Below are 18,760 nucleotides of genomic sequence, written 5' to 3'. Positions count from 1 at the left end.
GGTCAGGCCCACCAAGAAGCCCAGCTGCCGCTCAAGCTCCTGGCCCGGCTCAGGTCACCCGGCAGGTCCTGTCGCGCAGTGGTCGTCGGCATGGGCGATCACGATAGGCACACGAAAGCCCGTTTTCGCTTACCTGACTGCCGTAGCCACAGTAGATCAGGACAGACTGCCAAAGAGCGTGTCCTGGACCGGGGGTGCATTGCGCGGGCGGGGGAGCGGGCGGCGTTGGCCCTCCGGCGGCGGGGGTGTGCCGACCGCGCCATCGGTCAGCGCGTACCGGCAGGCGGCGCGCAGATCGGGCAGCTCGAGCCGTGCGCCCATGAAGCCAAGGAAGTCCGCGACGTGCCAGTCGATGAGGGCGCCCTGGCGGGACAGGTACAGTGCCACGGATTCGATGGAGTAGCTGTCGCTGTAATCGAGCAGCAGGTAGCCAGCCAGCTGGTAGAGCGCCTCGCGGCCTATCCGCTCGGGGCGGATGGTGGCTTTGCAGTCGATCAGCTGCCGGTGGAGGATGAAGTCGGCGTCAGCCCCTCCCACATGCATGCTGCCGTCGAAGACGGGGCCACAGAGCCGCTGCGCTGCAGGCAGCTGCCGCAAGCTGTCGAAGGGCCCGGGATGTGCGGCCAACGCCATCTGCCGGCGGATGTCGTCAACGATGTAGGGAGGCACGGCATCGACGATTTCATCCAGCGTCGCTCCGGGCCGGGTGTAACCCAGGCTGTTGCCTTGCACCCACCCCCCGTTGCGGAAGATTGCCTCGAAGCTCGAGGCGACGTGGCACAGCCGTACCAGACGGTCCTCCGTCTCGGAGTCGAGTGCCAGCGGCTGGCCGTCGCTGCTTTCGTACCGGTCCAGTTCCTTCAGCAGCACCGCCCCCGCTGCCTGCACCGTGCTGATGACGTCGGGGGCCGGCCAGCAGTCGTCGTCGAGAACCGTCCGCACGACCCCGTCTTTGACCGGCTGACCGGTGGACGCTCCGAGACTGATCCGCAGCCTGTGGTCGATCGTGCGGCCCAGCATCCGGTACTCCGGTTGCCGTCCTGCACCGGCAGCGGGGCCAACCGGTGCCGGATAACGGGCCAGGCGCCTGCGGTAATCGGACAACAGGCCATCGACATCAGGCAGATGCTCGGTGAGGAACCGCGACAGCGCCGACGTCGGTTCCTTGAGGGACGAGGTGAGACTCATGGGTGCATCCTGGCGTACCTGTCCGGCAACGCTGCAGTGTCCGTCCCGGTACCGGGCGGTAGCCGAAACTTCACGCCATCCCCGCCGCGCCAGCCGCGCGGCCGCATTGTCAGACCCTACCTCTACAGTGCCCCGGCCCCTCCGTAAAGACGCGGGCCTGAGCTTGCACCTTGCTCGATAAAAGAGCGCTCTAACCTGCATCGATGGTGCTGTGAACAACAAGACGAGGCGAAACATCCAGCCGGTGGCCATCGGCGAGACGGACATCCAGCCAGGGCCCGACGACCGGAGGACAGACGGTGGACGACCGCTGCTACACGCGTTGAGTCCCGGCAATACATGGGAACAAATGACCGAAAGGATCGCGTCGCGCTGCGAGCCCGCTTTAAGTTCGAGACGTGTCCGACACGCCATCCGCGCCAGGCACATCAGGCCCGTACGCCGTCGGGCACACCTGCCCTGCTGGCGCCAAGGCCGCAACCACAACCCTTCGCATACGGCGCATCCGCCTACTCACCACCCGTGACAAGCCCGCCGCTGTGCACACCGATAAGACGCGAGGAAACCAATGGAAGCCGGCGAGGTGGGCGCAGGTATGACACAGGAGCCGTTCCGGCGAGGTGTGGGCCTCGGGCCGCAGCCAGCAGGTGACGTCGACAGTCAGGACCGGCCGGCCGTCAACGACCCGCGGCAGCGGCACTTGGGCCGGTGCTTGCCGCAGCCGGCCGGCATCGATCCGTCCACGGGCCACGGCGGCGTAGAACCTGCCGTGGCCCGTGGCGATGTTCGCCCGTCAGCGGCAGCTCGGCCAGCGACCTCGCCGGCCCGTCGCCGTACAGGACAGCATCAGCCAGCTCGAACAACGCGTCCGAACGAGCGGTGAGGCAGGAGGAGGACTCGCCCCGGAGGCATGACAGTTCCGCCAACGGTTCCCGCTGGGCATCGTGATGCAGCAGGCTTGTCCTCACGGCCCTCGTGCTGGACGTGTGTGTTCCTTGGTCGGAGCACATGTCCAGACGAAGACCGCCTCCGCGTATGCCGGTTACCGAACCGAGTGATCAAGTTCGACGCACCATTCGACGTCGGACGTTAAAGACCAAGCTGGTTGTCAGTGCCTATCTCTACCTTGTTGAAAGTGCATTACGTAAGGGAGGCGGGATGGCGGACAGGACGGCGGCCATGCAGGAGATGTGGCCGCAAGTGCTGGAAGCAGCGAAGGTACGGCGGCGGTTCACCTGGATTCTGCTGAGCCAGAACGCGGAAGTGGTCTCCTACGACGGCGCCACACTGATACTGACCTTGGTCAATCAGGGCGCATTGGACAACTTCGTCAGCTCGGACTCGCTCAGCGTGCTCGAGGAAGCGCTTGAAGAGGTCCTCAACCATCCGGTCTTCGTCGAGCCGGTCGTTGAGAAGGCACCACCTGCTCCCGGACATCCCACGCCGGAAAGCCCAGCGACGCCAGTACACTTGTCCGTCGCCGTCACGGCTCCTGCCCCGTCCCCGCGGCCGGAGGAGCCAGTGAAATCCACCTTGCATCGCGTTCTAGGCCAGACGGCGTTCCTGATGCATGAGCAGGGCAACAACCGGGCCGCTGCCTTCCTGGCGGATGTAGAGGACGTGGAACTAGTCCGCAAAAACCGGTCCGGGGACCGAGAAACCGCCATCCTCATCGTGCCGCCATACCTTGTTTCCCGGTTCACCGACGACGTCAACGCAGCCATCCAGCCGGTGTTCGAGCATGTGGCAAGGCGGCATGGCCTGGAGATCAATGGCATTACCGCCGCGCCTGCGCTTCCCGAGATCGGTGACGACTGGCGACAGATCCTGCAAGCGAGGCTGGCCAAGGAAGCGACATCCAGCCAGACATCTAAGACCCACGCCAAGCAAGCTTCCCCCACCCCTAGCAGCGAGGACGTCGTTGAGGGCTGGCTGTCAGGGTGCACCCGTTACGGCAAGACCACTGGTCGCCGATGCCGCCGCGCGGCTGCCGAATGGCCAGCTTACGACGACCTTCCTGCTCCTGTAGCCGCCTGCGCCGGTCACCTCACCTCTGAGGAGTGGGCGGCCTGCCAGCAGGCCCGCGACCGGTCCGGGACAGAGAACGGGGCCCGCTGGAGGGCAGAGCTCGCTGGGCGCGAGACCCACGGAGACATGCCAAAGCCTGCAGCGGATCTCAACTCCACGTCGCGGCCGTGCATCGGCGAGTGCATTTCGCAGGAGCGTGCATTGGCCCATGACTCCGACGGAGCCTTGGTGACGTGCGCAAATTGCGACGGGTGGGTGTGCGTGAGCTGCGGGCAAGCGCAGGTCGAGGGGATTCTCGAGTTCTGCACCGACTGCGAGAAACAAGAGTCGATGGACGACGCTGAACCCGAGTGGCACTGGGAACATGAGGGTGAAACTGACACTGGGCCACATCCCCACGCCCGGCTGGTGGCTATGGTCAACGAGCTGGTCAAAGCGACAGGCACCACACATCGGCAGGTGAACGCGCGCCTCAACCGCAGCGTCGGGGTGATCACCAGGGTCGGCGCCGACGAACAGGTCATCCGCCGTGCAGCCAGCGCAGCCCGCGCCTGGCTCGACCGCCTCAGCTCTTCCGGCTGACGGGAAGTTATCGTCGTTGCAGCTTGGTCGTTCTCTGCCTCAGGGTGAATGCCGGGGAGAGGACGAAGGCTGGGCGAAACGACCTCATCAGCTGGGAGGACTGTATGCGGTGGACGACTGAGGAGCAGGCCGCCATCCGTGAGAATGCCGCCGTGCTGGGCACGTCGGCGCAGGAATACGTTCGTCAATCCGCCAGTAGCCGCGCTTTGGACTGGCAGCGGTAACGGGACGCGTTTTGCGAGATGGCCCGGCGACATGGAACGAGCGTCGAGCAGCTCCTCCAGCGAGGCATGCTCACGGACGACACAGCCTGGTCGCTGCTTTGCACGCAAATGTCACCGCGGCCATTACACATCGGTAGTAACGGCGGAGTGCGCCAACGGGGAGCGGGTGTCGGCTGTCGACGACGGGCACGCAGACCTCATACCGCGGGACACGGTCAAAGAGGGGGGCTGCGCCCGAGACGAATGGCTGGTTCGCGGCGGGCGTACCGCCACGAAAAAGGGTGCACATGTTCTATTTAGGGGAAGCTGTGACGGCCTGCGGCGGCGAATGGTTGGATGCCGATGACTAGCGGCCTGATGGCTCGTTGGACACGCCACGGGCTGTACGACCAGGCTTGCGGGCGGCCGTGACCGCAGGGGATGGGGAGCCGACGGGTGAGTGACCGCAGTTCGATCGAGTGGACCGAGGCGACGTGGAATCCCACGACCGGCTGCGACCGGGTCTCGGACGGATGCGACAACTGCTACGCCCTGACGCTGGCGAAGCGGCTCAAGGCCATGGGGTCGGCGAAATACCAGAACGACGGAGACTCCCGCACCTCCGGCCCCGGCTTCGGCCTGACCGTGCACCCGGATGCGCTGCGGGTGCCACTGGGCTGGAAGGCGCCGCGCACGGTGTTTGTGAACTCGATGTCGGATCTCTTGCACGCCCGCGTCCCGCTGGACTACGTCGAGCAGGTCTTCGACATCATCGCGCAGACCCCGCAGCACACTTATCAGGTGCTCACGAAGCGGGCGCGCCGACTGCGGCAGGTCGCCGACCGACTGAAGTGGCCGGCCAACCTGTGGATGGGCGTGTCCGTGGAGAGCACGAAGGAACTCCCGCGTATCGATGACCTGCGGCAGGTTCCGGCCGCGGTGCGGTTCCTGTCGTGCGAGCCGTTGCTCGGGTCTCTGGACGGGCTGGATCTGGCGGGCATTCACTGGGTGATCGCTGGAGGCGAGTCCGGCCCCCGCTTCCGCCCGATGGAGCAGGAGTGGGTCACGGGGATCCGGGACGTCTGCCTACAGGCCGACGTGGCCTTCTTCTTCAAGCAGTGGGGCGGTCGAACCCCGAAGGCATCCGGTCGACATCTGCAGGGCCGGACCTGGGACCAGATGCCTATGCCCGAACCTGTGCCTGCAGGCTGATCCGGCTCTTCGTCGTGAGCTTGCCCGGGGACAGGACGGCGATCACGCCGTCCTGCCGCATCTGCCGGGCCGCCTTCAAAGCGTGCTTCGGCATCCAGCGGGCGGTCTCCGTTAGCAGCCACTCGCCGATTGCCTCCACCGCGGTGGCTCCGGCAGCCAGGCGCTGGGCGACCAGTTCGACCAGCTCGTCGTCGATCAGACCTGCAGCCTGGAACAGGTCAAGCTGGCCGTCAGCTTTGGCACCTCGGGTGCGGGGGTCGCGAAAGCTCTCGCCATCGAGGCCGTCGACCTTCCACATGGCGTCCTTCATCGCCTTCAGGCCCGCGGGGCTACCGGTGCCGAAGACGAGGTAGAGGGGCTGCCCAGTGCGGGGGACGAGCTCGAACTGCAGTTGGTAACCGAAGCCGGCCCGGCGCAGCGCGTCCCGGTAGGTGCGCAGCCACGCACGCCACTTCTCGTCGGGGTGTAGCTCGTCGGCGGCCGCGGACCAGAAGCCGCGGCCGCCGAAGACCGTGTCGAGGATGTCGGCGTTGAGCTCCTCGCGGCGGCTGAACCAGTTGGGTCCGAAGGTCGTGATGACTTCACTGGAGCGGTTGCGGGCAATGCGGGACATCACGTGCAACGGCACGTTGACGCTGCCCCAGCTGTCGAAGATCCCCAGGATCGGGTTGCCCCAGGCCCCGAGCTCATCAAGGACTGCGAGACTGTCGCGGCCCGCCTCGCCGCGTCGGACCTCCACCCGTACCGGAAGGTCCTGCAACGGCCCGAAGCGGGAGATGAGTTCCGCCAGGAGGTGCTCGTGGCGCGCTCGGTCCTTCTCGATGAATATCAAATGCACCCGCCGAGGGCTGAGGTGCATGCGGTCGACCGCGTCATGATGCAGCAGGCGGTCCAGGACGAACATCGGCGAGCCGGGCTCGCCGTCCTCGTAGCGGCCCGGGCCGGCGAACGCGTCCAGGAGCGTGACCCGGGGCCGGGAGTAGCCGGTGCTCTGGGAGGTTTGCAGCAGGATCGGCCACCAGGCGTCCAGGTACCGCTGGTACAACCGGTGTTTGGCCGCGGTCGCTGGCTCCAGCTTCCACAAGACGCCCATCCGTGCCCCCTGTTCAGGATCGCCACGGTCGGCGGCCGGCACGTGCCAGCCGCATCCCCTGTTAACAGATGGTGAGCGCAGCAACATTCAGCGTAAAGACCGCCGCCTGGCGGCATACCCGCACGCCGCCAGCGGAGGACGCGCAGCTGGCCATGCTTGCTGGATTCAACAGACAGATCAGGTGGAGCGGCGTCGGGCAAGGGAAGGCGCGCGATGAGCATTTGACGGGTCGGTAACCCAATCTCTAACATGCCTAATCAGATAACAGAGTCCGCTATGAAAGAGTAGGGCAGTGCTGCTGACAACCGGCCAAGCGGCAGAGGAACTGGGGTGCGCCATCACGACCTTCCGGCGTCTGGTCCGCTCCGGACTGCTGCCCGGCCTGTCCCAGCGCGGCGTACGCGTCATGACCCCTCTCGCCGTCGTGCAGGCCCTCGATGCCCGCCCACACGCTGCACTGAACCGCCTGGATGCCGAAGAGATCGCAGTACTGCGCGTCGACACCGCACAGCCGGCCGGTGAACCCGACCGCGACTGGATCGGCTTCGCCGCCACCCTCGGCCCCGACGATCTCCTGAAGGCCTTGCGTGGCTGGTGGCGGTGCGACGCGGCCAGCGTCGCGGCCGGGGGAGTGCTCCCGGTCACGCTTGCGGGCTACGTGGTGGCCGTCCTGACCGGGCTGGAACGCTGGGAGAGGAACAGCGAAGGCCGTCACGCCTTCCCCGACGCCCGCCTGGCCGGCTACGTCACCGATCTCACCATCCCGACGACCACCATCACCTCCCGCGTGGGCGACGACCAAAAGCTCGCCGAACTGCTCCTGGGCACCCGGCTCGCTTCCCACTCCGGCGGCGCGATCGCCTACGTCCCCATCCACACTGCCAACTGAACGCCAGGCCCGGACAAGGAAGCCCCCATGGACGCACAGAGCTACAGCACCGCGCTCGCCGACCTGCGCACCGTGCGCGACCAGATCAAAAAGGCCCGGGCCGCGCTGGCGAAGCTGGAAGCGGACCGGGACAAGCGGATCATCCAGCTGGCCTCCTACGAAAAGGCAAAGGCGGAGCGGATCGCCCCGGCGGCCGGACTGGGCGTGGCCGACGTCGTCGCCCTTGCCCCAGCACTGGCCCCCGGCAGCCTTGCTGCGAACGACGACCCGCAGCCGCCTGCTCCCGCGCCGTCCACACCCCAGGCCACTGCTGATCCGGCACCGCCACCGCCGCGGCAGCGAGCGGCCGCCCCCGCGATGACCGATGCTGCCGCGCGCCCTGCTCCGCCACCGCCCCCGGCCGAAGCCGTGGCCCCCGAGCCGCCTGTAGCCCCTCAGGCACCGAGAGACCTGCCCTCCATCCCCACGGGCGCCAGCGGTGACGCTTGGTTCGCCCACACGTCCGGCCTGGCCTCGACCCGCCCGAACTTCACCCAGCAGGCGCGTTCCACCGTCTTCCTCGACACCACCACCGGCGTTCTGGTGCACCGCAGCCAGACCTACCACCTCGACCTCGCCGGCCGGTCGGCCGCCGACATCCTCACCGCCGTCTTCCACACCCTCCCCGAGGGCGTGGAACGGATCTACATCACCGCCGGTGACCCCTGGCACCGCGACGCCGACCGCTACCCCTACCTGCGCGACGCGGTCGCCGCCTGGCTGAACGCCCCCACGCCGGGCTGGCGCACCGACACCGGCCGCGGCCGCGACCGGATGGCCGGGCACTTCGTCCACGCCCGCAACCCCGTCGGCCGCTACCAGCGCGAGAGCGGCGAGCAGCACGTGGAGATCCGTTCGGTGAGGGAGTGGTTCGACACCGACGGGGACGACCCCGCCATCGTCCGGGACGCCTTCGTGCTGCTGTGGCAGGCCCTGCGCCGCCACTGGAACGACGCGGTCATCATGGGCTCCCCGTCCCAGACCGGCCGCGACCTGTGGACCCGCACCATCCCCACCCGCGGCCAGTACGCCGACGGCTTCCCCGTCCTGTCCGAAGAGCTGCGCGGCCTGCTCCACGCCACCGCCGGCCAGGGCCGCAACGAACTTCTCACCCCGCCCCGGGTGCCTGAGCAGCTGCCTCAGCTGGTCGAGTACGACCGCACCTTCGCCTACGCCAAGCACACCTGGAAGTCCCCGGTCGGCATTCCCCGCCGCATCACTGCCACCACCTTCGCCGCCTGGTCCGAGAAGGAGCAGATCCACGCTCTGTACGGGTGCGGGCACTGGCAGGTGCGGGTCACCGTTCCCGACACCTGGAACCACGTCGGCCTGCTGCCCGCCCCCGCGCCCGGCGACCGTGCCTGGCACTACCCGCACGCACCCGGTGCCACCTTCATCACCTGGGCCGGTGGCCCCGAACTCCACACCGCCCTGGCCAACCCCCTCCAGCCGTGGAAGATCGAGATCCTCGACGGCATCCTGTGGGAGGACGGCAAACCCCTCGACGACTGGGCCAAGAAGCTCAAGGAGACCTGGAGCAACCTCTCCGCCCAGGCCCAGTTCCAGGGCGACCCGCAGCAGGCGAGGGCCGCCCACCTCGCCTCCCGCGCGGTGCGTTCCATCCTGCTTTACGGCATCGGCGCCTTCGCCCAGCGCCCCCGCATGGTCACCGGCACCACCCCCCGTACCCTGGAGCGCGACGTCCCTGCGGATGCCGAAATCATCGGCTTCGACGACGAGCTGATCACCTGGCAGAAACCCACCGGGTTCAGCCGCGACCCCCACGCCCACCCGGAATGGGCCGCCGCGATCTGGTCCGGCGCCCGCGCTGCCCTCCTCAGCCAACGCCACCGCGACGAGGGCACCTACGTCGGCGCCCTGCACACCCCGCCCGGCAGCGTCGTCGCCTTCCGCACCGATGCCCTCTACCTCACCCAGCCCCAGCAGTGGCCGCACCACCACCAGCCCGGCGACTACCTCCTCAAGGGCCGCCTCACCCACCCCGTGGCCGCCCCCACCACCGAGGAAGAACTCCTCGCCCTGCGCGACGCCGGACGCACCGCTCTTGCCCAGAACGGGGGACAGAACTGATGCCGCCACGTCCCCTCCGCAACCGCCCCACCCCACTACGCCAGTTGAACGAGGCCGCCCAGCTTGCCGACCAGCTCCAGGCAGCGGGCTACACCAAACGCGACATCGCCCGCATCATCAACCGGGACCCCTCCCTGGTCTCCCAGTTCTACACAAAGAACAAGGGCGCCGCCTTCGTCCCCGCCCTCCAGCAGGTCTTGGCCGCCGTCCGGACCGGCGGCATCACCGACCTGCCCGAACTCACCTCCCTCGCAAGCCGGCACATCACCCGCCGCACCACGGCCAGCGGCACGAAAGCCCGCGTCCGCAGCAAAGCCGTCCTGATCACCCCCACCGGCTCCGGCACCGGCCGCGTCGGCGCCCAGGCGATCGCCTCCGGCTCCTCCCGCCTGCGCCCGCTGATCGCCGAAGCCGCCCGCCAGGATCTGCGCCTGGCCTTCACCGTCCGCCTGGCCAAAACCGGCTACCTGCACCCCTCCGGCAGCCGCACCGACTCACCCGGCATCCGCCGCGACGTCACCCAGCGCGCGGACCACACCGAGGAACGCTCCTACGGCTCCGCGCAGACCGGCGGCCACGACGCAGCCGACTTCGCCCGCCGCGTCGACGCGGCAGGCGGAGACGTCACCGCCGCCGTCCACCAGTGGCTCGTGGAGACCGGACGCATCCGCCCCGATGCCCACATCCTCCACCTGGAAGTGCGCACCTGGCGCCCGCGCTGAGCCTGCCGCCGTTGTGCCGCAGCTGCGACGGAGCACCGAATGGTGGCCGCCGTACGCGGGCCTACCGCGTCTGCGCGCCGCGCGTTTACGGGCGCCGCTGAATGGCGCCCCGCTGGGGGGTGTAGCCGATCAAGGCGCCGGAATCTGCGGGTCGGAGATGGTGGATCCGCCGTCCCGGGGATTCAACTCACCTCAGCGGGGCGTCTCGTGGACTGCCCCTCTACGGAGATCGTCAGGGGCCTCGTACCGGAACGCGTAACGCTTGATCCCCTACACCACGACGCGGGACGCGACCCGGCCCAGTGCTCCCATCTCGGACACCCGCCGCAAGGTACGGCGTCGACATGGGCCAGCGCGCTGGCCAGCGATAGGCCCCCCTACCTTGCGGCCTGGGTCAGAGATAGAAGTCCCAGGCCGAACCGGCCTGGGAGGGGCAAGCCCGTGCGGCCGGGCTCCCGGTGAAGCACGTAGACGAGCTGCGGCGCGAGCTGGGCGAGGCCCAGGCGCTGCCCACGCTGCCGGGTCGTCGCGCGGTCCTGCTGACCCTGCGGCACCCTGCCGCAGTTCCGGCCGAGTCTGGCGCGGCCGATAGGATGCTCGGGCCCGCCCGCCACCCCGGCGGCGGGCGCGTTCAGCGAGAGGGCCCCCAGTGAGCCAGCACCGTTCCGCCCGTGCGGCGGTGTTCTCGGCCGGGTCCTGGGGAACCGCCGTCGCCAAGATCATGGCCGACGCCGGCACCGACGTGGTCGTGCACGCCCGCCGCAGCGAGATCGCCGACGCGATCAACACCCACCACCGCAACCCGGGCTACTTCCCGGACATCGAGCTGCCCGCTTCCGTGACGGCCACCACCGACCCGGTCGTCGCGCTGGAGGGCGCGGATTACCTCGTGCTGTCCATCCCCGCGCAGTCCCTGCGGGCCAGCCTTGCTGCGTGGACTCCGCATATCGGGCCCGACACCGTGATCGTGTCGTTGATGAAGGGCATCGAGCGGGGCAGCGGGCTGCGGGCGAGTCAGGTCATCACCGAGGTGACCGGCGTGAGCGCGGACCGGGTCGCGGTGCTGTCGGGGCCGAACCTCGCTCCCGAGATCATGGACGGCCGGCCCGCCGCCGCGACTGTCGCCTGCCCTGACGAGGACGCAGCCCGCCGCTTCCAGCAGACGTGCCACACCACCTACTTCCGGCCCTACACCAGCACCGACGTCATCGGCTGCGAGCTGGGCGGCGCGGTGAAGAACGTCATCGCCCTGGCGGTCGGCATCGGCTCGGGCATGGGCCTGGGAGACAACGCCGCGGCCATGCTCATCACCCGCGGGCTGGCCGAGACCACCCGACTGGCCACGGCCATGGGCGCCCACCCGGCCACCCTCGCCGGTCTGTCCGGCCTGGGCGACCTGGTGGCAAGCTGCACCTCCCCGCTCGCCCGCAACCGCACCTTCGGCGTCCACCTCGGTCACGGCTTGAGCGTCGAGGAGGCGACGGCAACCACCCGGCAGACCACCGAGGGCATCAAGTCCGCCGAAGCGGTCCTCGACCTGGCCCGCGCCCACGGCGTCGAGATGCCGATCACGGAAGTGATCTCCGCCCTGCTCAACGACAAGGTCACCCTCAACGAGGCCGCCGCCGCGCTGATGCAGCGACCCCCCAAGACCGAGCGCTGACTCTCGCGGCGCCCCACCCCGCTGGGCCAACCACCACTTTCACCCTGGAGTACGTGCGCACTCCCTCGAAGTGTGGGCAAACGAGGACCTGCCGACACTCGAACCGGCCACGGTGAAACCCCAGGTCGGCAGTGTCGACAGCCCGCGTAGGGAATCAACGTCGGCAAACGGCCCATGCCGACGCCGTACCTTGCGGCGGGTGTCCGAGATAGGAACACTGGGCCGACCCTGGTCGTCTTCCCGGCTCGAAGAACAAGCACCGGGTCAAGCGTCACGACGTCGGCAGAACGGTCGAACACGCAGAGTTGATCAAGGGACACCAAGCGTACCGACGTTAAACGTCAGGCTGAGGCGCAGGGCGAATCACACGCCAGAAGGCGCCATGCAGGTTTTCGGCAGCCGAGGGCCGTCCCTGCGGGCCCAAGGGATGTGAGCATTCCCCGGCAAGCCCCTCTGCCCCCCAGGGGCGTATCCGGCTTGATGGAGTCCGGCTGCCGCGGTCACGGCCCGTGCCTGGGCGGCCTCTGGGCCGGCGGGTGGGCGCATTTGCATGTGCATGGCAGCGGAGGTTGTGCGCCGGTAGCGGGGGAGGGGCGCGGGAGCATACCCGATCCGCCGCCCCGCGCAACGCGCGTTGCCTGCGGAGTGGAACACGCGTAGCAGCGCACACGATTGAGCCCCGGTGTCCTGAACTCGACGCCAAGTAGCTGGATGAGAGCTGGATGTGGCGGATCTCGGAAAGTGCGCGATCAGTTGCGATCATTTCCGCAGCAGTGATGAGGGCGCTGCAATTGCATTCGAAGCATGCCGTGTGCGATGGCCATTGCATTCGTCTTTCCGGAGACGCAAGGTTTGCTTAATGAACCGAACCGAATGGCGGAGGAGCGCGCCGAGCCGCTAGCGTCCATGAACACGAGAAGACCCCGGGCGGGCTACCAACCAACTCCGGGGCCTCTCATATGCGTTGACCGACCAGCAAGAAACAGAGGTCTCTCAGTGATCCGTCTCCTTCCCGATCCAGGCTGGATTCAGAAGCCGGAATCGGGTTACGAAGCTAACATTCCGCACAGTCTGACTGCCCAAACCCGCCTCGTGAGTGCCTGGGCTGGCACGCTGCAGTTCAGCGCGTTTCTTGCGCTGCTCGTTCTGCCTCTCATCCTCATCACCGGGGTACGGCAGACCCCCGAAGGCGCCGTGGTCCTTGCCTTGGTCTGTGCTGCCGCACGCCGCTCTCACCTCCGCTACCTGCGAGTTCAGGTCAGCTGAGGACTTCGTGACGGCCGGCGGCCGGCGCTCGCACAGCCCGGCCGCCGGCCGCCACGGCGCGAAGCGCTGTCCACAGCAGATCCGGAGACCGCTCCTCCTCTTCACCAGGGAGTGACGAAGATCTGCGGTGGCCCGGAGAGAAACACCCCTCGTGCCTCCCTGGAGGAAGCAATGCCGAACAGCGGCCCTCAGTACGGCAAGTGCCGCTACTGCAGGCAGCGTTTCGAGCGGACCGGCAAACCTGGACGAAGGCAGGAGTACTGCACTCCTGCGTGTCGCCGCCGAGCTCAGCGCGAACGCAACCCCAACACCGCCCCGCCCACAGCGACCCCCTTGCCGCTGGCCCGCAATATCGCCGAATCTGTGCAGGCTCTGGCGCAGAGCCTGCTGGCTTCCGAGTACGGCGAGCAGGATCTCGAGACGCTGCTGCGCCAGGCCGGGGACCTGACGCGGGAAGTGGATTACTACATATGCGCCGCGGTCCAAGACGCGCGCAGAAAGGGAACCAGTTGGGATACGGTCGCGGCGGCTGCCTCCGTCAGTGCTGCGACAGCGCGGTCTCGTTGGGCGGAGAAAACCGTACGACGCAGGCTCGAAAGGCGCGCCACCGAGCAGGTGGCGCTGCGACAGCGTGATCCGGCGACTCCGCCTGCCCCGCCCCGAGCAGCCGGGCAGAGCGGCGTCCAGCCGGGCGAGCGCTCCGCCAGCAAACTGGCCGCAGCGCTGTCACACCTGCACCGCAGCAGCGGTCTGACCAACAGACAGGTCGCTGAATCGACAGACCTGTCACCGTCGTATGTGTCCCGGATCATGTCCGGTGAACGCCTGCCGAACTGGCCCGTCGTGGAGATGCTCGCTGCCCTCTTCGACGGTGACCCGGACGAACTCGCCGTCCTCTGGGAGAACGCGCACGGCATGACCCCGCCGGCCCGCCAGCCGCTGCCCGACGCGGCCGCCCGCCTCAATGCCGCGCTGCGCGGGCTGTACTTGGCCGCTGCTTCGCCCTCGCCCACGCGCATTCACAAGGCCAGCGGCGGCACGCTCAGCGTGCGGATCATCAAGGAGATCCTCGCGGGCCGCACCGTCCCGGACTGGCGGACCACCGCATCCTTCGTCCAGGCCGTCGGCGGCACGCCCACCGACATCCGCCCGCTGTGGGAGTCCGTCCACTACGCGTTCCTCGTCTTCCTCGACCCGGTCGACGGCGACGCCCCCCTACCGTCCCCCCTTGGCACGGACAGAGGGGGCCGCACGATGCACCAGGACCAGGACCAGGACCAGGACCACGGCGAGCAGTGATGAGACGACGAACCCGCCCACGATTCAGGAGCACCGTGATGGCCCACCGGCCGTCCCCGCGGCATACGCCCGCACCCCTGGTGCAGCCCCGGTGTGCCATCGCGCCGCCTTCCGGGCCCTGCGGCCTCCAGGTTGCCCTGCCCGCGGACTACGTCGCCTTCTGCATGCACTACCAGGACCGCTATCTGCGCTACACCCGTGTCCGCGTGGCCGATCCGGGTCTCAGCCGCGAACTGGTCGAGGCGGCGCTGGGGAGTGTGGCCATCAACTGGGCCGGCCTTCTGGCCAGCCGCTGCCCCGCGGCAGAAGCGTGGGACATCCTCGGTTCAGTCATTGCGCAGGCCATTCGCGGCCAGGCGGCGGCCAGCCTCTGCAACGTCGTGTACCGCATCCTTCCCCAGATGCAGGCTGACGTCGTCGTCCTGCGCCATCGCCTGTCCCTCAGCGACGAGCAAGCCGCCGACCTCTTAGGAGTGGAGGAACCCGTCGTGACCAGCCAACTGCGCATGGCCCACCGCACCATGTCCCGGCATCTCGAGTATTCTCCGATCCCTGCGGACACCATCGTCTGAGCCGGCTGATGCGCCGCGTATGGTGCCGCAACGCGGAAAGGGAAAACTCTCACCCTAGCGTTCCAAGTCTTGTCCCCGCCGGACAATGGCCCACGGCATCAGCCGCTCCCTACGATGGACACCACTTAGTCCGCGTGCCGTGTTAACACGGCGGTGAGGGGACGGATGGACGAGCACAGGACCCGGCTCTCCCGCACCATCGACGTGACACGGCCCAACGTGGCCCGTATGTGCAACTACTACCTCGGCGGAAAAGACAACTACGCAGCTGACCGCCGGGCCTGCAGGGGGCTCCTCGAACATGCACCCAGCACTCAGACACTGACCGTCAATAACCGCCGCTTCCTCCAAAGAACCATCCGCGCACTGGTGTTAGATCACGGTGTCCGCCAGTTCGTCGACATCGGGGCCGGACTGCCCACCCAGGACAACGTGCACGAGATCGTCCAGCGGCACGCTCCCCAGGCGACAGTCATCTACGCCGACAACGACCCCATGGTCCTGGCCTACGGCCGGGTTCTGCTGGAGGACAACGACCAAACAGCCGTCATCCAAGCGGATCTCCGCGTCCCCGAGACCCTCCTCGGCCATCCTCGATTGACCCGCCTGCTCGACCTCAGCGAGCCCGTGGCCGTGCTGTGCGTCTCTGTCATGCACTGCATTCCGGACCGCGACGATCCCGCCGCCCTCATTCAGCGTGCTGCCGCCGACCTGCCGGCCGGCAGTTTCCTGGTGATCAGCCAACTCGTCAGCGAGAACGCGGCAACCCGCGAGGTCATCACCGGCTTCATGCACGAAAGCACAGGTGGCCACTGGGGGGCAGTACGTCGCCCTCAGGACGTTGACGGCTTCTTCACGGGGCTGGACCTCCTCGACCCTGGACTGGTGGACGTCTCCACCTGGCGGACGCCCGCCCTCCCGCCCTCCAGCAAGCGCACCCGGGAGTGGATCGAGTACGGAGGCGTCGGCCGTGTCCCCTGACAGAAAAACACCAGCCGCCTGCCCCGTCTGCGCCTCATCTCTCAGGCATACCGTTCAGCGGCAGCCTGGATCCGCAGTGCCGAGGACTCGGGGCACTCCGCTGCGTTCAGCAGTCTGTCCAGGATGGAACGGTACTGCTCCGCCTCCTCCGGCTTGCTCAAATAGACGGCATCGTCCACATGCTCCAGGTAGACGATCTCCGGCAGCTCCGGCGGGTCGAAACGCAGATGAGTGATCGGGAAGCCGGAGCTGACACACGCCACCGCGTCAAACGGAATCACCTGCACCCGAATGCTCGGGCGCTGCGCCATCACCGCCAGGTGACGCATCTGATGCGCCATCACCTCACGTGGGGCAACTTGCCGGTGCAGCACGGCCTCCTCCAGTACCACCCACAGCTTCGGGGGATCTGGATAGTCCAGCAGCTCCTGCCGCGCCAGCCGCAGCTCGGCCCGCCGGCTCGCCATCTCCTTGTCGTACACCAGGTCGCTCCCCTCACCGACGGCTCGTGCATACTCCGGCGTCTGAAGCAGCCCCGGCACCAGCAGCACTTCGTAACTGCGGATGACGGACGCCGCCTCCTGCAGACCGATGAACTTGTCGAACCATTTGGGCAGCACGTCCTCGAAACAGTGCCACCAGCCGGCCTCGTTGGATCGCCGTACCAGCGCAAGGAACTCCTCCGTTTCCTGCGCGCCGGCGCCGTAGAGACGCAGAAGGTCCGCGACGTCCCGCTCCTTCAGTTGGACCTGGCCACGCTCCAGACGGCTGATCTTGGAATCAGAGCAGTGCAACGCGTCACTGGCCGCTATGGGGCTCAGCGACGCGGTCAGCCGCATCCGGCGCAGCTGCGAGGCCAGAATCAGGCGAAGCGCCGTCGGGTTGTGCCGGGGAGAGGAGAGGTATCGCTCCAGCCTGGGCAGCCGATTCTGCTCGGCAGCGAACATGAGGGCTCCTGCAAGGGACCACGAAAGCGAAGACCAGTTTCCCACCAAGGAGCCCGCACGTTCCCCAAGTTAGGTATGTTCCCTCGGAGGTCAACCCACAAGTGCGTCGAACTCGCCGCTCCGTGCCCCCTCCAGGAAGGCCGCCATCTCGGCACGGGTGTAGATCAGAGCGGGGCCATCAGGCTCCCGCGAGTTACGGACAGCCACACTGCCGCCCGGCAGAACGGCGAGCTCCACGCAGTTGCCCTCGATCGCACTGCGCCGGCTCTTGACCCAGGTGACGTCCTGGAGCGTGTTCGCGGAAACCCCATTGAAGGTCTGCTGCATTGCCGCCTCATTTCGCTGATGCGTGCGAATACCCTTCTTACTGGCGGATCGTTGGTAAGTCACTGTGGGTACATGCCCTCCTCCTTCATCGTGTGGATGCAATTTCGGAAGCAATTGCATCCACGGGTGCGGAGCGACGATACTGGCCGGGACCAGGCATTCTTATGGCCGCCGATCTGGGCGGCTGCGGGGAGATGAGTAGTGCCGACACATGCGACGACTACAGCGTGTCACGCCAAGAATGTTGATGATGCATCGAATCCGGTCGAACCAGCAGCCTCAGCAGGAGCTATGCCCGCCATCTCCGGCGAGGGCGACTGGGGGCTTCTGCTGGGTATCAGCGCAGCCGAGTTCAGTGCCCACCGCTTCAGTGCAGACTCGGCCGGCCTGCGCTCTGCACGGATGTTCGCCCGAAATGTCCTGGAGGAATGGGGGCTTTCCTCCTGCATCGACGACGCGGTCATCGTGGTCGGCGAACTGATTGCCAACGCTGCCAGGCATGCCCTTGAACCAGAAGACCGCAACGGAAGCGCCGCCACCGCCTGGCTGGGACTTGTCCGCAGACAGCAGGCCGTCATATGCGCCGTGGCGGATCCGAGCCCTTGCGCTCCCGAACCTCAACAGCCAGAACGCCTCAGTGAATCGGGGCGAGGACTGCATATCGTCGAAGCCATCAGCTCATCCTGGGGCTGCTCGCCGCCGCAGCGCTCCGGAAAGATGGTCTGGGCGCGTGTTCTGGCAGCGCCGGACCTTTGACTGGTGCCTCTGTGAGCAACGGTGGTGATCGCAGTTGCGGCGTTGCTGAGCGCCATCAGCACGGCAGCATTTTGGCCCCGACATTTTCTTTCCGATGAGGATCTACCTTCAGATGTGCCCTACCGCCGGCAGATGGAGGCGAGTGACGGGGAATGTCCCCCCACATTTCAGCGGCCGGCGTCTTCGGGGCGCGTCTCGGCCTGGGCGGCAGCCGTGGGCTCCGGTGAGGTGGGGGGTGCAGAAGACCGAGGCGCCCCGCTTGGCGCGCTGGGCTTGGCCCTTGGCCACGAGTCATTCGAGCGCGACACGGACGACCTTGGTCTTGATGCCGCGCTCTCCGCTCGCTTCGGAAATCACCAGGACGGCGTGAAGGGCGGCACGGACACCGTGCCGTCCTCGCCCACCACGATCCGCTCGGCAAGCTGGGCCAGCACCTGAGAGGGACGCAGCCCCGTCCGGCCGGCCACCGTCTGGATCAGCCGACTGGACGCGGCGGACAGCCGGACCTCCGCTCGCAGTTCATCCGCTTTCTCCCCCTGCCGTTCCCCAAAGGCGGCCTGTGGCGCAAGAGCACCGGCAAGTCGTTCCTCACGCTCGCGTACCCACACCGAACCCTGAGCGTCCCGTTCCGGCTCGTACACGCTCCAGCCGGCTGCAGTCATCAAGTCCCTGACGCGCCGCCACTCAGCATGCTGGGCCAGCCAGATGACAGCCAACCGCTCCCGGTCCATCTCGAACGCGTAGAAGGAACCGTTCCCCCTCAACCGCTCCGCGGTCTCCCGCTCACGGACAGCGGCCTCCGCGACCTTTTCCGCAACGGCGGCGACGTCCAGGCCATTCGCCTGGCGCCGGACCTGATCCCGTGCCACGTCCTGAGCACTCCACATGCGTTTTCCCTTTTC

At 67.6% G+C, this 18,760-nt stretch carries 15 protein-coding genes and 1 pseudogene; 10 read left to right on the top strand and 6 right to left on the bottom strand.

Features of this window, described 5'->3' with window-relative positions:
• Positions 1–156 precede the first annotated feature (156 nt).
• Together ACTWJ9_RS31120 and ACTWJ9_RS31115 are read right to left on the bottom strand one after the other, a co-directional pair.
• Positions 157–1,188: a hypothetical protein gene (locus tag ACTWJ9_RS31120; protein WP_443296018.1), complete on the bottom strand. Its 1,032-nt coding sequence runs from the start codon at positions 1,186–1,188 to the stop codon at positions 157–159.
• Positions 1,189–1,780: 592 nt separating this feature from the next.
• Positions 1,781–2,198 (bottom strand): annotated as a pseudogene (locus ACTWJ9_RS31115) (transposase); the annotation flags it as partial.
• A 148-nt stretch (positions 2,199–2,346) separates the two neighbouring features.
• On the opposite strand from ACTWJ9_RS31115, the gene ACTWJ9_RS31110 reads away from it, so the two are divergent.
• Both ACTWJ9_RS31110 and ACTWJ9_RS31105 read left to right on the top strand, forming a co-directional pair.
• Entirely contained in the window at positions 2,347–3,798 is a 1,452-nt protein-coding gene (locus tag ACTWJ9_RS31110; protein ID WP_443296017.1) for a hypothetical protein, read from the top strand.
• 659 nt (positions 3,799–4,457) lie between these two features.
• The gene (locus tag ACTWJ9_RS31105; protein ID WP_443296016.1) at positions 4,458–5,213 is read left to right on the top strand and encodes a DUF5131 family protein; all 756 of its coding nucleotides are present in this window, start codon (positions 4,458–4,460) and stop codon (positions 5,211–5,213) included.
• Here the strand turns inward: ACTWJ9_RS31105 and ACTWJ9_RS31100 are convergent.
• Positions 5,185–6,348, bottom strand: a complete 1,164-nt coding sequence (locus tag ACTWJ9_RS31100) for a three-Cys-motif partner protein TcmP (protein WP_443296015.1) — start codon at positions 6,346–6,348, stop codon at positions 5,185–5,187. The two genes, ACTWJ9_RS31105 and ACTWJ9_RS31100, sit on opposite strands and share 29 nt — an antisense overlap.
• A 250-nt stretch (positions 6,349–6,598) precedes the next feature.
• Between ACTWJ9_RS31100 and ACTWJ9_RS31095 the strand changes: the two genes are divergently transcribed.
• The 7 genes from ACTWJ9_RS31095 to ACTWJ9_RS31065 all read left to right on the top strand — a co-directional run bounded on the left by ACTWJ9_RS31095 (position 6,599) and on the right by ACTWJ9_RS31065 (position 15,828).
• Positions 6,599–7,195, top strand: coding sequence for a helix-turn-helix domain-containing protein (locus tag ACTWJ9_RS31095; RefSeq protein WP_443296014.1), 597 nt, complete (start codon positions 6,599–6,601; stop codon positions 7,193–7,195).
• Between the two features lie 27 nt (positions 7,196–7,222).
• A complete protein-coding gene (locus tag ACTWJ9_RS31090; protein ID WP_443296013.1) occupies positions 7,223–9,325 on the top strand; it encodes a hypothetical protein in 2,103 nt (700 codons plus the stop codon).
• Positions 9,325–10,047 carry a helix-turn-helix domain containing protein gene (locus ACTWJ9_RS31085; protein WP_443296012.1) on the top strand — a complete coding sequence of 241 codons (723 nt, stop codon included), beginning with the start codon at positions 9,325–9,327 and terminating at the stop codon, positions 10,045–10,047. The genes ACTWJ9_RS31090 and ACTWJ9_RS31085 overlap by 1 nt, the downstream gene beginning before the upstream one ends.
• 649 nt (positions 10,048–10,696) lie before the next feature.
• The gene (locus ACTWJ9_RS31080; RefSeq protein WP_443296011.1) at positions 10,697–11,710 is read left to right on the top strand and encodes an NAD(P)H-dependent glycerol-3-phosphate dehydrogenase; all 1,014 of its coding nucleotides are present in this window, start codon (positions 10,697–10,699) and stop codon (positions 11,708–11,710) included.
• Between the two features lie 1,599 nt (positions 11,711–13,309).
• Entirely contained in the window at positions 13,310–14,275 is a 966-nt protein-coding gene (locus tag ACTWJ9_RS31075) for a helix-turn-helix domain-containing protein (RefSeq protein WP_443296010.1), read from the top strand.
• Between the two features lie 164 nt (positions 14,276–14,439).
• The gene (locus ACTWJ9_RS31070; RefSeq protein ID WP_443296009.1) at positions 14,440–14,847 is read left to right on the top strand and encodes a hypothetical protein; all 408 of its coding nucleotides are present in this window, start codon (positions 14,440–14,442) and stop codon (positions 14,845–14,847) included.
• A 165-nt stretch (positions 14,848–15,012) separates the two neighbouring features.
• The gene (locus ACTWJ9_RS31065; RefSeq protein ID WP_443296008.1) at positions 15,013–15,828 is read left to right on the top strand and encodes an SAM-dependent methyltransferase; all 816 of its coding nucleotides are present in this window, start codon (positions 15,013–15,015) and stop codon (positions 15,826–15,828) included.
• Between the two features lie 41 nt (positions 15,829–15,869).
• Here the strand turns inward: ACTWJ9_RS31065 and ACTWJ9_RS31060 are convergent, their stop codons facing one another.
• Both ACTWJ9_RS31060 and ACTWJ9_RS31055 read right to left on the bottom strand, forming a co-directional pair.
• Entirely contained in the window at positions 15,870–16,775 is a 906-nt protein-coding gene (locus tag ACTWJ9_RS31060) for a helix-turn-helix domain-containing protein (protein ID WP_443296007.1), read from the bottom strand.
• A gap of 90 nt (positions 16,776–16,865) precedes the next feature.
• Positions 16,866–17,102: a DUF397 domain-containing protein gene (locus ACTWJ9_RS31055; protein ID WP_148014822.1), complete on the bottom strand. Its 237-nt coding sequence runs from the start codon at positions 17,100–17,102 to the stop codon at positions 16,866–16,868.
• A gap of 291 nt (positions 17,103–17,393) precedes the next feature.
• Between ACTWJ9_RS31055 and ACTWJ9_RS31050 the strand changes: the two genes are divergently transcribed.
• Entirely contained in the window at positions 17,394–17,858 is a 465-nt protein-coding gene (locus ACTWJ9_RS31050) for an ATP-binding protein (protein WP_443296006.1), read from the top strand.
• Positions 17,859–18,211: 353 nt separating this feature from the next.
• On the opposite strand, the gene ACTWJ9_RS31045 is transcribed toward ACTWJ9_RS31050, so the two are convergent.
• Positions 18,212–18,727 carry a hypothetical protein gene (locus ACTWJ9_RS31045; protein WP_443296005.1) on the bottom strand — a complete coding sequence of 172 codons (516 nt, stop codon included), beginning with the start codon at positions 18,725–18,727 and terminating at the stop codon, positions 18,212–18,214.
• Between the last annotated feature and the right edge of the window lie 33 nt (positions 18,728–18,760).

Origin of the sequence: Streptomyces sp. GDS52, assembly GCF_052246875.1 — a bacterium.
Lineage (GTDB): Bacteria > Actinomycetota > Actinomycetes > Streptomycetales > Streptomycetaceae > Streptomyces > Streptomyces cathayae.
Note: the sequence above shows the minus strand (reverse complement) of the source record. Positions and strands in the feature narration are given on the sequence as shown.

Coding starts and splice junctions, on each gene's coding strand:
- ACTWJ9_RS31060 (WP_443296007.1), bottom strand. CDS start 16,775: ATGTTCGCTGCCGAGCAGAATCGGCTGCCCAGGCTGGAGCGATACCTC.
- ACTWJ9_RS31065 (WP_443296008.1), top strand. CDS start 15,013: ATGGACGAGCACAGGACCCGGCTCTCCCGCACCATCGACGTGACACGG.
- ACTWJ9_RS31090 (WP_443296013.1), top strand. CDS start 7,223: ATGGACGCACAGAGCTACAGCACCGCGCTCGCCGACCTGCGCACCGTG.
- ACTWJ9_RS31110 (WP_443296017.1), top strand. CDS start 2,347: ATGGCGGACAGGACGGCGGCCATGCAGGAGATGTGGCCGCAAGTGCTG.
- ACTWJ9_RS31050 (WP_443296006.1), top strand. CDS start 17,394: ATGCCCGCCATCTCCGGCGAGGGCGACTGGGGGCTTCTGCTGGGTATC.
- ACTWJ9_RS31120 (WP_443296018.1), bottom strand. CDS start 1,188: ATGAGTCTCACCTCGTCCCTCAAGGAACCGACGTCGGCGCTGTCGCGG.
- ACTWJ9_RS31055 (WP_148014822.1), bottom strand. CDS start 17,102: ATGCAGCAGACCTTCAATGGGGTTTCCGCGAACACGCTCCAGGACGTC.
- ACTWJ9_RS31085 (WP_443296012.1), top strand. CDS start 9,325: ATGCCGCCACGTCCCCTCCGCAACCGCCCCACCCCACTACGCCAGTTG.
- ACTWJ9_RS31070 (WP_443296009.1), top strand. CDS start 14,440: ATGCACTACCAGGACCGCTATCTGCGCTACACCCGTGTCCGCGTGGCC.